This window comes from Neomoorella sulfitireducens, assembly GCF_024733845.1.
Lineage (GTDB): Bacteria > Bacillota > DSM-521 > Neomoorellales > Neomoorellaceae > Neomoorella > Neomoorella sulfitireducens.
The window spans coordinates 36,973-49,747 of record NZ_JANRHG010000001.1 but is presented as its reverse complement, the minus strand read 5'-3'; the positions used below and the strand labels follow the sequence as shown (position 1 = coordinate 49,747).

Annotated in this window: 10 protein-coding genes; all 10 read left to right on the top strand. The window is 56.0% G+C overall.

The window, feature by feature from the left end; translation table 11 throughout:
• Nucleotide 1 precedes the first annotated feature (1 nt).
• The 10 genes from gatB (at nucleotide 2) to NWF31_RS00170 (ending at nucleotide 12,775) form a co-directional block, all read left to right on the top strand.
• On the top strand, nucleotides 2–1,432 hold the full coding sequence (gene gatB, locus NWF31_RS00215; RefSeq protein ID WP_258358489.1) for an Asp-tRNA(Asn)/Glu-tRNA(Gln) amidotransferase subunit GatB: 1,431 nt from the start codon (nucleotides 2–4) through the stop codon (nucleotides 1,430–1,432).
• A 72-nt stretch (nucleotides 1,433–1,504) separates the two neighbouring features.
• Entirely contained in the window at nucleotides 1,505–2,164 is a 660-nt protein-coding gene (locus NWF31_RS00210) for an HAD family hydrolase (protein WP_258358488.1), read from the top strand.
• A gap of 125 nt (nucleotides 2,165–2,289) precedes the next feature.
• Complete coding sequence (locus tag NWF31_RS00205; protein ID WP_258358487.1) at nucleotides 2,290–3,039, top strand: XdhC family protein; 750 nt, start codon at nucleotides 2,290–2,292, stop codon at nucleotides 3,037–3,039.
• A 145-nt stretch (nucleotides 3,040–3,184) separates the two neighbouring features.
• On the top strand, nucleotides 3,185–3,502 hold the full coding sequence (locus NWF31_RS00200; protein WP_258358486.1) for an XdhC family protein: 318 nt from the start codon (nucleotides 3,185–3,187) through the stop codon (nucleotides 3,500–3,502).
• A 3-nt stretch (nucleotides 3,503–3,505) separates the two neighbouring features.
• On the top strand, nucleotides 3,506–4,042 hold the full coding sequence (locus NWF31_RS14715) for a cupin domain-containing protein (protein ID WP_258358485.1): 537 nt from the start codon (nucleotides 3,506–3,508) through the stop codon (nucleotides 4,040–4,042).
• Nucleotides 4,043–4,103: 61 nt separating this feature from the next.
• On the top strand, nucleotides 4,104–5,648 hold the full coding sequence (gene yqeC / locus NWF31_RS00190) for a selenium cofactor biosynthesis protein YqeC (protein WP_258358484.1): 1,545 nt from the start codon (nucleotides 4,104–4,106) through the stop codon (nucleotides 5,646–5,648).
• Between the two features lie 61 nt (nucleotides 5,649–5,709).
• Nucleotides 5,710–6,525 (top strand): selenium-dependent molybdenum cofactor biosynthesis protein YqeB, encoded by an 816-nt coding sequence (gene yqeB / locus NWF31_RS00185; protein WP_258358483.1) that lies wholly within the window; start codon nucleotides 5,710–5,712, stop codon nucleotides 6,523–6,525.
• Between the two features lie 91 nt (nucleotides 6,526–6,616).
• Nucleotides 6,617–9,859, top strand: coding sequence for an N-6 DNA methylase (locus NWF31_RS00180; protein ID WP_258358482.1), 3,243 nt, complete (start codon nucleotides 6,617–6,619; stop codon nucleotides 9,857–9,859).
• A 2-nt stretch (nucleotides 9,860–9,861) separates the two neighbouring features.
• Nucleotides 9,862–10,983, top strand: a complete 1,122-nt coding sequence (locus NWF31_RS00175) for a hypothetical protein (protein WP_258358481.1) — start codon at nucleotides 9,862–9,864, stop codon at nucleotides 10,981–10,983.
• 31 nt (nucleotides 10,984–11,014) lie between these two features.
• Nucleotides 11,015–12,775: an ATP-binding protein gene (locus NWF31_RS00170; RefSeq protein WP_258358480.1), complete on the top strand. Its 1,761-nt coding sequence runs from the start codon at nucleotides 11,015–11,017 to the stop codon at nucleotides 12,773–12,775.

Sequence of the window (12,775 nt, the reverse complement as noted above, 5' to 3'; positions counted from 1 at the left end):
AGTGGAATACGAAGCAGTTATTGGCCTGGAAGTTCATGTTGAGCTAAAGACCAATGCCAAGGCCTTCTGCAGCTGCACCACGGCCTTCGGCGGCGAACCCAACACCCATGTCTGCCCCGTCTGCCTGGGACTGCCCGGGGTGTTGCCGGTTATTAACCGCCGGGTGGTGGAGTTCGGCCTCAAAACGGCCCTGGCGCTGAACTGCCAGGTGGCAACCTTCTGCAAATTTGATCGCAAGAATTATTATTACCCGGATCTACCGAAAAACTACCAGATTTCCCAGTACGACCTGCCCCTCGCCAGGGGAGGGCATTTGACGATAACGGTTGACGGGATAGAACGGGTCATCGGTATCACCAGGGTACATATGGAAGAAGACGCCGGCAAGCTGATTCACGTCGACGGCCCCGACGGCGGCTACTCCCTGGTGGACTACAACCGGACGGGGGTACCCCTTTTAGAGATCGTTTCCGAGCCGGACCTGCGCTCACCGGCCGAGGCCCGGGCCTATATGGAAAAGCTGCGGACCATCCTCCAGTACCTGGACGTATCCGACTGCAAGATGGAGGAGGGTTCGTTACGCTGCGACGCCAACGTGTCGGTGCGGCCCCGGGGGAGCCGGACCTTCGGCACCAAGACGGAAGTAAAGAATCTGAACTCTTTTCGTTCCCTGCAGCGAGCCCTGGAGTACGAGATCGAGCGCCAGGTGGCCATCCTTGAAAGCGGCGGCCGGGTCGAGCAGGCTACCATGGCCTGGGATGAAAACCGCGGCGTGACGTATGTCATGCGCACCAAGGAAGAGGCCCAGGATTACCGCTATTTCCCCGACCCCGACCTGGTACCCTTAGAGATTGACGCCGCCTGGATCGAGCGGGTGCGCCGGGAACTACCGGAGCTGCCCGACGCCCGCTGCCTGCGTTTAATTGAAGATTACGGCCTGCCGGCCTACGACGCCGGAGTGATTACCAGCTCGCGAGATCTCGCCGACTATTTTGACCGGGTGGTGGCCCTATATCCCGACGCCAAGACGGTAAGCAACTGGATTATGGGGGACTTCCTGCGCCTTTTAAATGCCGGCAACCTGGAACCGCAGCAATCTCCCGTGCCCCCGGAAGAACTGGCCGATCTCCTGCAACTGCAAAAGGAAGGGACCATCAGCGGCAAAATAGCCAAGCAGGTCCTGGAAGAAATGTTTGCTACTGGTAAAGGAGCACGCCAGGTAGTCGAAGAGAAAGGCCTGGTCCAGATCAGCGACGAGGCCGCCCTGACCCGGATTGTGGAGGAAGTTCTGGCCGCCAACCCCGGCGTTGTTGAGGACTACCGCAACGGCAAAGACAAGGCCCTGGGCTTCCTGGTGGGCCAGGTGATGAAGGCAACGAAAGGCAAGGCTAACCCCGGCCTGGTGAACCGGCTGTTGAAAGAACGGTTGTAGTACCTTATTTAGCCGGTTGGAAGCGAAGGCGGGTATTGCTATTCGGGGTATGGAAAAAAGGAGGATGGAGCTTTGTTTCCCGGCGTACTCTTTGATTTTGACGGTACATTAGTAGATACCACTGAACTGGTGATCAAGTCCTTCCAGCATACCCTGAAGCCATACCTGGGCCGGATTGTAAATCCGGAAGAAGTTTACCCTTTTTTTGGCATACCCCTGCGGGACGGATTAAGAGCCTTTGTACCCGGTCAACCCGAACTGGTTGAAGATATGATTATCATTTACCGCCGCTTCAGTGAGGAACATTTCGACGATCTGGTGCGGCCCTGCCCGGGGGTTCGAGAAGGCCTGGAGCAGTTAAAGGCCGCAGGACTGAAGCTCGGCATCGTCACTTCCCGCGTGCGGGCAACGACCCTTTACGGCCTGCGCCTCTTTAACCTCGAAGATTTTTTCTCGGTAGTTGTTACCATGGAAGACGTGCGCAGCCACAAGCCCGACCCGGAGCCAGTCCGGCGCGGCGTGGAATTATTACGCCTTGCCCCGGACCGGGTAGCCATGATCGGCGACAGCCCCCACGACATCCTGGCGGCCAGGGCGGCGGGGGTTACCAGCGTCGCCGCCACCTGGAGCAAGATCCCCCTGGAACGCCTCCTGGCCGCCCGGCCCCATGCCGTGGTCAATACCATGGCGGAGTTTGTAAACTTTTGCCTTGATGGCAATTTAGACGCTTAAAAACTGTCGTCTGTTTCTCTCCTGGCAGTTGAAGAAGGTCTAAAACGAGCGCAGCTAAATATTTTGCCGGGCGGCGTTCAGAGGTCATACGGTAGTTTGGGTGCTCTGGAGGAAGGAGGGCGACTATGGATAAACTCAGTTTTTTCCGGCATTTGCTGGCGGCCCTGGAAGGTCAGGAAGCGGGAGTGGCAGCCACGGTAGTAAAAATTGAAGGAGACGTGCCGGGGGTGGCGCCCGGCGACCGTTACCTGTGGAGCACTGGTAGATGTTACGGTAGCCTTGGCCCGGCAGGACTGGAGGCCGCCGTGGCTGAAAGGACCCCGGAGGTCCTGGCCGGGCGCCGGCCTCTCCTGGAAACCATAGACTTGGAAGGGGGTAGCGTGACCCTGTTCCTGGAACCGGCCCTCCCCGGACCGGAAATTATAGTCCTGGGGGGCGGCCATGTTGGCCAGCAAGTTGCTGCGGTGGCCAAGCTAGCCGGTTACCGGGTAACGGTCATCGACGACCGCCCGGACTTTGCTAATCGAGCCCTTTTCCCGACGGCCGACAGGATTATTTGCAAAAACTTTACGGCAGCCCTGCAGGATATAAAGATTACGCCTGCCACCTTTATTGTTATCGTTACCCGGGGCCACCGCTATGATTACGAATGCCTGCGGGCTGTAATCGCCTCCCCGGCGGCTTACATAGGCATGATCGGCAGCCGGAGGCGCGTCCGGGGAGTTAAAGAGCGCCTGGTGGAAGAAGGTGTCGGTGAAGACCTCCTGGAACGCATCCATGCACCCATCGGCCTGGATATCGGTGCCGAAACACCGACAGAAATAGCCGTCAGCATCATGGCGGAAATAATCCGGGTATACCGGTGCGGCGCTTGAATCTACCGCCCTCTCTGAGAGCCGGCGGTTATTTTTTAACTACGGAAGAGGATAAAGATTCTCTAAAAAAGAAGGAAAAAGAGTTAAGTATGTTTAATTAACTACTTATTGAGTTCAGTTGCCTTAAGCGGGGGAGCCTGGCACTATGAACAGTGAGCTTATTGAAGAAGCGGTTAAATTAATGGAGCGGGGAGAGCCGTGTGTCCTGGCCACCATTATCCAGGTGAAGGGTTCGGCGCCCCGGGAAGCCGGGACCCAGATGTTGATTACTGCCGGGGGGCAAACCCTGGGCACCATCGGCGGTGGCTGTGCCGAAGCTTCTATTCGCCAGCGGGCTCTCCTGGTCCTGGAAAAGGGTGAGCCGGAGATATATCACCTGGATCTGACGGCTGACACGGCCGCCGACGAGGGAATGGTCTGCGGCGGGATTATGGAAGTATTTCTCGAGCCGCTGGGAGGGTAAAGAGTGCTTGGAGAGAAGATACGTAACTTGCGCCGCGAGCGGGGTATGAGCCTCAAGGATGTAGCGGAAAAGACGGGCCTTACTTCCAGTTTTTTAAGCCAGGTGGAACGGGACCTGGCCGATCCCTCGATTACTTCTTTACGCAAGATTGCCGAGGCTCTGGAAATCCCAATTTTTTATTTCTTGTTAAACCATGAAGACCACAGCCCGGTAGTGCGGAGAGATCAGCGCAAAGTCCTGCGTTTTCCCCGGTCCCACCTGACATACGAACTCCTCTCGCCGGATTTAAACCGCAAGATGGAAGTAATGATGGGCCGCCTGGAGCCGGGAGCGGCCAGCTGTGATGAGCCGCTGGCCCATCCAGGTGAAGAGTGCATCGTCGTCCTCGAGGGGATTATGGAAATCGACATCGGCGGGGAAGTCTACCGGCTGGAAGCCGGGGACAGCATCTACTATTACGCCTCCATTCCCCACAAGCTGTGGAGTGCCGGTAACGTAGATCTGGTTTTTATTTCGGCCATTACCCCACCCCAGTTTTAGTATCCATGACGGAGACCCGGCACCCCTGGCGCTGCAATATGCAAAAAACGAGGATTTTTCCATGCGTTTATACCGGGCCCTTGGCTTGCAGGACAGAGAAATTATTACCGTCGTAGGGGCAGGAGGTAAAACCTCGACCATCATCTGCCTGGCACGGGAACTGGCCGCCCTGGGGCGGCGGGTGGTTGTTGCCCCGACCACAAAAATGCTTTTAAGCCAGCTCCGGCAACTGGTGGAACCGGTCATTACCGGCGACACGGCTCATATGGTAGCCGTTGTAGCAGAACGCCTCAACAGGGAGCATTTGGTAACCTGCGGGGGGGCGGTTAATGATCAGGGTAAGGTTACGGGTCTGGACGCCGCAGGCGTAACCGCGCTGGCCAGCCTGGATATTGATTACCTTCTCCTCGAGGGCGATGGAGCGGCCGGTGCTCTCCTCAAGGTCCCGGCAGATCACGAGCCGGTCATCCCGCCGGTGACAACCCTGGTAGTTACGGTAGCCGGCCTGCCGGTGCTGGAGCGCCCCCTGGCTACCCCCTTCGTCCACCGCCCCGCACTGGCGGCCTGGTTACTGGGAAAAGAAGGGGGTTCCCCGGTGACGACGGATGATGTAGGCCGGCTCCTTGTCCATCCCTGCGGGGGGCGTAAAGGGGTGCCGCCGGGGGCTAGGTGGGTGGTTTTGCTAAACCAGGCGGAAAGTTATATCGCTCTGCAGGCCGGCCGGGAGATAGCCGGGTCGATCCTGACTGCCGGGAATGACGATTTTATCACGGATGTAACGGCCATTTCGTCTGCCGGAGGTAACAGGACAGACGTTCATGTAACTAATGAGATGCCGGCTATGGATGGCAATGGGAGCCAGGGTAGCTTTAAATCAGGAACTGGCGTAGCCAGTTCCTTCGGGGCCCCAACTTCCAACTTCCAACTTCCCGCCTCCATTGATAGGGTTATCCTGGGTGCGGTAGCTACCACGGCGCCGGTGCGCCAGGTTATAATGCGGCAGGCGACACAAAGGACAGCACCGGTAGGGGTAGTTGTCCTGGCTGCCGGGGCCGGGGAGCGCTTTGGTAGTGTAAAGCAATTAGTACCTATTGACGGCCAACCCATGGTGCTCCGGGTGGCGGCTGTTGCCCGGGCAGCCATGCCGGGAGATGTCGTAGTCGTCCTGGGAAATGAAGCTGACAGGGTAGCTGTCGCCCTGGAGGGGTTGGCGGTAAATATTGCGTTTAACCCTGCCTACCGTCACGGCCTCAGTACCTCCCTGCAGGCCGGGCTGGCCGCCCTCGGGCCGGAATGCCAGGCCGCCCTTTTTGTCCTGGCCGACCAGCCGGGAGTCACCCCGGGAGTCATTACCCGGCTGTGTGGCGCTTACCTGCAGGAGAGGAAAAAGATTGTTGTCCCTGTTTACAGGGGACGGCGGGGCAACCCGGTTCTTATCGACCGCGCTTTCTGGCCGGAAATAATGGCCAGCCAGGGAGACGTGGGAGCCAGGGAGATCATCCGGGCTCACCCGGAGGAAGTGCTGGCGGTAGAAGTGGACTGCCCAGGGGTAGTGCAGGATATAGATACACCTGCTCAGTACCAGGCCTGGGTAGAGAGAAAATAGGGTATACGTGGGCGCTGCTCATGGTGGTAACGCCTCATATTTTGTTTCAGGGGGCAGGAAAGTGCAGCATCTGGTAGTCATCAAAGGGGCGGGGGACCTGGCCAGCGGTGTGGCCCACCGTCTCCATCAAGCAGGTTTTCTGGTAATCATGACGGAGATTCCCCGGCCTACGGTGATCCGCCGGGCCGTGGCCTTTGCGGAAGCGGTTTATTCCGGCGCCACTACTGTAGAGGGAGTTACGGCCCGCCTGGTTACCGGGCCGGAGGAGGCCCTGGCGCAAACCATGCGGGGAGAAATTGCCGTGATGGTGGATCCTGAGGCGCGGGTTATTGCCGCCCTCAGGCCGGAAATTATCGTGGATGCCATCCTGACCAAGACCAACCTGGGGACAAGTATCGACCAGGCGCCAATTGTTATTGCCCTGGGACCGGGATTCACGGCCGGCCGGGACGCCCATGCAGTTGTAGAGACCAAACGCGGCCATTATCTGGGTCGTGTCATCTGGGAAGGCGAAGCCCTGCCCAATACCGGCATCCCGGGGGAAGTCATGGGCTATACCGAGGCAAGGGTTTTAAGGGCGCCGGCAGATGGTATTTTCAAGGGATGCAAGGTTATCGGCGACCCGGTAGCCGCCGGCGAAATAGTAGCTATGGTCGGTGAAGTGCCCCTGCCGGCGCGGATCAGCGGCGTGCTGCGGGGTATCCTCCACGACGGCCTGGAGGTTACCCCGGGTATGAAGGCCGGCGATATCGATCCCCGCGGTGAGCGGGACTACTGCTTCACCATTTCCGAAAAAGCCCGGGCCGTCGCCGGGGGTGTGCTGGAGGCGATCCTGCACCTGCAGGGGCGGTTAGGGAAGGATAAAATTACCGGCTAAGAGCAGGAAATTTAGCCTTTAATAGCGAAAAAGACTGGGTAGGAGAATGACCCGGAACTTTATCTCCGGGTAACCGGTGAGAGGATTTCCTATGGTGACGGACCTGGAGCAAATGGCCGCTCAATTAGGGCCTGTAGTAGCCCGGGAACTGCTAACAGCAGCCAGTTGGGGGAGAACAGAGTCGGATTTCCGCCGCGAGGCGACCCGCATCCTGGAAGAAGCCGGGGTTGCAGCCGGGCTGACGATCATCCCGCGCGATGAATTTGCTGTAGCCCGCGGCCGGGTAGATTCTGTATATAACCGCCTGATCCTGGAGTACAAAAAGCCAGGCGTGATTAAACCCAGCAATCAGGGACGCAGGAATAATGACATCATCCAACAGGTTAAAGATTATATTAACGATGTTGCCGCTAGGGAACGGCGGGATGTACAACGCCTGGCTGGCGTAGCTCTAGATGGGCATTATTTTATCTTTGTCCGGCGAGTCGGTGAAGGCTGGTCAGTAGATGATCCGGTCCCAGTAAACCCGGCTTCAACCACCCGCTTCTTGAGGTTGCTCTTTTCCCTGGCTACCGGAGCGGCCCTGGTCCCGGAAAACCTGCTGGCTGATTTTGGCCCCCTTACCCTGCGGGCTCAACGCGCCGTCCAGGCCTTTTACCAAGCCATCCATAACCCAGGGCATCCTCTGGTAGCCAGGCTTTATGAACAGTGGCATCTCTTTTATGGTGAAGTTACTGAATACCGGGAATGGAAGGCTGGCCTGGAAAAGAAGGGTGAATTCCGCCGTTTTGTCAATGGCATGGGGCTGAAGCCCGATCAGGTCGACCCGGCGAAGGTTATTTTTGCTATACATACATACTACGCCCTGTTAATCAAGTTAATCGCTACCATGGCAGCGTCGCGGTTTGCCGGCGGTACAAATGATATGCTAGCCCGGCTGGCATCCCTGACAGGAGATGAACTGAAACAGGCCCTGACGGAGATGGAGCGCGGTGGTCTTTTCCGGGAATACGGCATCCGCAACTTTTTGGAAGGTGATTTTTTTGGCTGGTACCTGGCAGCCTGGAATGAAAATATTGCCGGCGTGGTAAGCCATTTATTGCAGCGCTTAGCCGATTATGATCCTGGTGCCTTGGAACTGGCACCGGAAAATGCGCGCGACCTGTTGAAAAAACTTTATCATACCCTCCTGCCCCGGGAAATCAGGCATACCCTGGGTGAATATTATACACCGGACTGGCTGGCGGAAAGGCTGATCCGGATGACCCTGGGAACTGCTGACCTGGGCCATTCCGATAAGCGCATCCTCGATCCTTCCTGTGGTTCCGGTACTTTCCTGGTCCTGCTCATCAAACACATCCGAAAGCGGGCCGAACGCAACCATAAAGATCCGGTCTTAACTCTGGAAGCGATACTTAATAACGTCGTGGGTTTTGATCTCAATCCACTGGCTGTAATCGCCGCCAGGACAAACTACCTGTTGGCGTTGGGTGATTTATTGTCTTTTCGCCGCGGGGATATTTCTATTCCTGTTTACCAGGCGGATTCAATCCTCACCCCCGGTCGGGGGACAGGTCTATTTGATGGTGATGTTTATCCGTTAAAGACTTCAGTGGGCGTATTTCGTATACCAGCTATCCTTGCCGGGCGTCAGAGGATGGACATCTTGGCCGATGTCCTAGATGAAACTGTTGCCGCAGGCACCGGTGTAAAGGCTTTTCTGGCCCGGTTTGCGGATGCCGCCAGGCTGGATCCGGAGGAATTGGAGGCCACCCGGGAGGACCTGGTATCCCTTTATCGCCAGCTTTATACTCTCCACGTGCAGGGATTGGATGGTGTGTGGGCGCGTATTATCAAAAACGCCTTCACTCCCCTTTTCTTGGAGCAATGTGATTACGTGATTGGCAATCCCCCCTGGGTTAATTGGGAAAACCTGCCTGACGAGTACCGCCAGGAAATACGTTCCCTTTTTGAGTACTATGGCCTCTTCCCCCATGGCGGTATGGATACGATCCTGGGTAAGGGCAAAAAAGATATCGCTATGCTTATGACCTATGTTGCCGTAGATAAATACCTACGCCGCGGTGGCAAACTTGGTTTTATTCTGACCCAAAGCCTGTTTAAAACTTCGGGCGCCGGCCAGGGTTTCCGGCGCTTCCGCCTTCCCGACGGCACGCCCTTTGGACCTTTACTGGTGGAGGATATGGTTGATTTAAATCCCTTCGAGGGTGCTACCAACAGGACGGCGGTAGCTATCTTTTCTAAAGGCCGGGAAGTTAAATATCCCGTTGCTTATAGTAACTGGAAAAAGAAGCAGAGCGGCCGGGGGAGCAGTATAGGTTTTGATACCCCTTATGAGGAAGTGACCAGCGCTAAAGCCACTTTCCACCAGTGGTATGCGGAACCGGTACAGGAAGATGATACGACCTCGGCGTGGATTACGGCGCGTTTAAAAGCGCTTAAAGCTCTCCGCCGGGTGATGGGGGGTTCTTCCTACACCGCCCATGCGGGAAGTTATACCGGAGGAGCCAACGGGGTTTACTGGGTAGAGGTTACCGGCAAGCGTCCTGGGGGACTGGTGCTGATCACCAATGTGACTGAAGGGATTAAACGCGACGTGCCTCGTATCCAGGCGGCTGTGGAACAGGATTTACTCTTTCCCCTGCTACGCGGGCGGGATGTGAGACGCTGGCAGGCGAACCCATCGCTTTATATCATCATGGCCCAGGACCCCGCAACGCGGCGGGGTATAGCACTGGAGGAAATGGCCTCAAAGTATCCCCGGACTCATGCTTACCTGGCCCGATTTGAAACCATCCTCCGGAATAGAGCCACTTTTCGGCGTTACTTTGGAGCAAATGATCCCTACTGGTCGATGTTCAATATCAGCCCGTTTACCTTCGCCCCCTGGAAAGTTGTCTGGCGGGAACAGGCATCCGAATTTACTGCTGCAGTAATAGGTCCAGTGGCAGGACGTCCTGTTATTCCTGACCACAAGCTCATGATGGTAGAAACGCATTCCAATGATGAAGCTTATTACTTATGTGCCATGTTAAACTCTTCCCCAACTCTTTTGACGGTGACTTCATATGCAGTAGAGATTCAAATGGATACTCATATTCTTCGCCACATAAAAATTCCCAGGTATTCCCCCCGCAACGACTTGCACCGGAACCTGGCCAAACTGTCCTGTGCTGCCCACCAGGCAGCCGCGGCCGGTAGCGAAGCCGAAGTGCGCCGCCTGGAAGCAGAGATTGATCGCGCCGCCGCCCGGATCTGGCAACTATCAGATGAAGAACTGGCCGAGATTCAGAGGTGCCTGGAGGAGGCCTGATAATGCCCAATCCCTTTAGCGGCTTGATGCCGGCTTTAAAGGTGATCCTGGAGGAAGGCCGGGTACTCCCGGCGACTGGCCAGGCCATGGAGGACCTTACCCGCCCCGATCATGAAGAAGTAATCGACCGTCTCCGTACCGGGGATGAGCAAATATTCGATGTCCTGCTGGAAGCGCCGAACCGGCAACCATACGTCAGCCTGCAACCGGTATACCGGACGGAACGCCATTTACTGCGCTACTTTTTAGACGGTTCGGCACGCACCTATTTCCTGGGTGATGTGATTGAGGGCAACCGCCGCAGCCCCGTTCACGTGGCGCAAATCGGAGCGGCGGCAGTCTACCGCACGGACAACGGCCGTATCAAGGTGGCGGGTATACGGCATAAAATCGTTCTAATGATGGATAAACAGGCGGTATCCTTTGGCGAGCGCGTGGAAGAACTTGTCAACAACGCCGGGCCGCTTTTCGCTTTTCATGATACGATGGAAGATGATGGTGAGACGGAGATTTCCTCACCGGGCAAAGAACCTCGTTCCCGTGCCGCCCACAAGGCGCATCATCTTATGGCCGTGCTTGAAGATGAGCTGGGACGGTCGCTGGCACGCCCCGGAGGGCAATGGCTGGTCCTTGACGGTAGTTTAAGTAAAGACCTGTTTCGCTGGCATACAGTGCCACAGTTTTTGGGGGTTGCTAAATCTTTTAACCGCCAGCCGCGTTTCAAACTGCCGGGTGCCCGGGGCGGCCGTGTAGTTAACCTCTACGACCTGCTGGCAGACCTGCCTTTTTCTGCCCGGACGTGTGCCTTTGCCGCCCGCGCGGGGAAAATGGCGGTATGGTATGTGCGCATTAGAGAACAAAAGCACCTTGATTACCCGCTGATGGGGGTATTAAAAGTTGAGTATCCCAATTTCGGTATGGAAGCTGTTCCCTCAGAGTTAATTAACGAAATATCAGGAGCTCTTATCGCCGAACGCCAGGTGGCCCCCTACGGTAAAGATAGCCGCTGGCATGCCCACCTGTACGCCATATACCTTGCCGAACAAGCGATAAAGAATAGCTTTATTTCTATCGAAGTGCTAAAAGCAGGCTTGAAATGGCCCCTGGATGTCCAGGGCTTATGAGGCGGTTAGTTATACAGGGGAGGGATTGTCAATGCCAGATTCAAAAATTGACGGCGTGGCGGAGCAAGGGAAGAGCAAAGTGATAGGCCAGGCCTCGGCTACCGAGAGGGAGCCCAATTCTTCAGAAAAATTTTGCCTGTGGCTGGCCACCGATGAGATCTTAAATCCCTTTGATATTGTGGAAGCGGAGCAAATGGCGGGTACGAGAACCTTCGGCCTAGTCACCAATATCAAACAGGTCACCGATGCTCCCTCTCACCTCGCCAACTATATTTCCAGCGATTTTGGCAATCCAGCAATAACCCCCCAGACACCCCGCCAGGGTGTCAATGTTGCAGAAGTAAATGTCCTGGCCAACTATGATCCGGTTGAACCCAAACGTTACCCGGCTGGGATTTATATGCCGGTCCAAAACGGGGCACCTGTTTCCTTTGCCGTTGAAGCCGGCATTCATATTGCCCTGGGTATCGATAAGATGTTTGAATATGAAAAGGAACACCGGGAAAGGGTCACCATTCCCGCCGGTCTTATCCAGATGTCCAACGGCACCAGGGCCAGGGTCTTCCTGGATAAGCGCTACGTCCTCGGGCCCGAAGGTGCCCACATCAATATTGCCGGCATATCTGGTCTGGCTACCAAAACCTCCTATGCCATGTTCCTGATCCAGTCTATTCTGCAGTCGGTTGGGGCAAAAGATATCGCCGTAATTCTCCTAAACGTGAAACAAAACGACCTGCTGGTAATCGACAGGCCGCGCCGGGATATAAAACCGGAACAGCTCGAGATGTGGGATTACCTGGGCCTGCAACCCCAACCCTTTACCAATGTGCGTTACTTGCTTCCCTGGGGCAAGCAAACCCAGACTACTGGGATGCCGAATTGCTTTGGTGAACCACCGGATCAGTTTCATATTTATGCTTATTCCCTGGAGGACGTCGTCGGTAACCGGTCCCACCCCGGTCCCGGCCTGGGGCTCCTGATCAGGGTCCCGGACCCCTGGGATACCCTGGGGGCCCTGGTAGGCGAGATCCAGCAAGGGATAATGAACGGGGAGAAAGCCTGGCAAAATGTCCGGACATGGAATAACCTGCTCAATGGCCCCCCATTGATGGATAAGGGCATCCCGCAAAAACACAATCAGGTTGCAGCTTCTTCGGTAGGGCGCTTTATCCGCATCTTAAGGCGGGTGGTGGTCAACCACCAGTCAGGCCTGTTTGTAGAACAAAGGTCGCCGCGTCGCGCCGCCAATCTGGGGGAGGAAATCCGCCAGATCCAGGGTGGCCAGACCGTGGTGGTCGATATAGCCAATCTGACCGATGAAGAACGATCCCTGGTCTTCGGGCATATCATCAAGGAGGTCTACGGTATGTATGCCGAGGCTACAATTGATGAGCGACACGAATTGCCTAGAAAGGTTATAATTTTCGTCGATGAGTTAAACAAATATGCCCCAGCCCGGCGCAGTGAAGGGGAATCGTCGGTAATTGAATATGTCCTCGACATTGCCGCCCGTGGTAGGTCCCTGGGAGTTGTTCTTATTTCCGCGGAACAATTTATGAGTGAGGTTCACCCCCAGGTTATTGGCAACTGTGCCACCAGGGTTATCGGCCGCAGCGACGCTTCTGAATTGAGCGATCCTGCTTATCGTTTTATTCCCCAGGATATTAAAGCCCATTTAACCCGCCTGGATAAGGGAGAGCTTTTACTGAGTCATCCTATCTACCGGCAACCGGTGAAAATTGAATTTCCTATACCGGCCTACCAGGCCATTGGCCATGAGCATTTGGGGTAA

Coding starts and splice junctions, on each gene's coding strand:
- NWF31_RS00175 (WP_258358481.1), top strand. CDS start 9,862: ATGCCCAATCCCTTTAGCGGCTTGATGCCGGCTTTAAAGGTGATCCTG.
- NWF31_RS00170 (WP_258358480.1), top strand. CDS start 11,015: ATGCCAGATTCAAAAATTGACGGCGTGGCGGAGCAAGGGAAGAGCAAA.
- NWF31_RS00180 (WP_258358482.1), top strand. CDS start 6,617: ATGGTGACGGACCTGGAGCAAATGGCCGCTCAATTAGGGCCTGTAGTA.
- yqeC (WP_258358484.1), top strand. CDS start 4,104: ATGCGTTTATACCGGGCCCTTGGCTTGCAGGACAGAGAAATTATTACC.
- NWF31_RS00200 (WP_258358486.1), top strand. CDS start 3,185: ATGAACAGTGAGCTTATTGAAGAAGCGGTTAAATTAATGGAGCGGGGA.
- NWF31_RS00205 (WP_258358487.1), top strand. CDS start 2,290: ATGGATAAACTCAGTTTTTTCCGGCATTTGCTGGCGGCCCTGGAAGGT.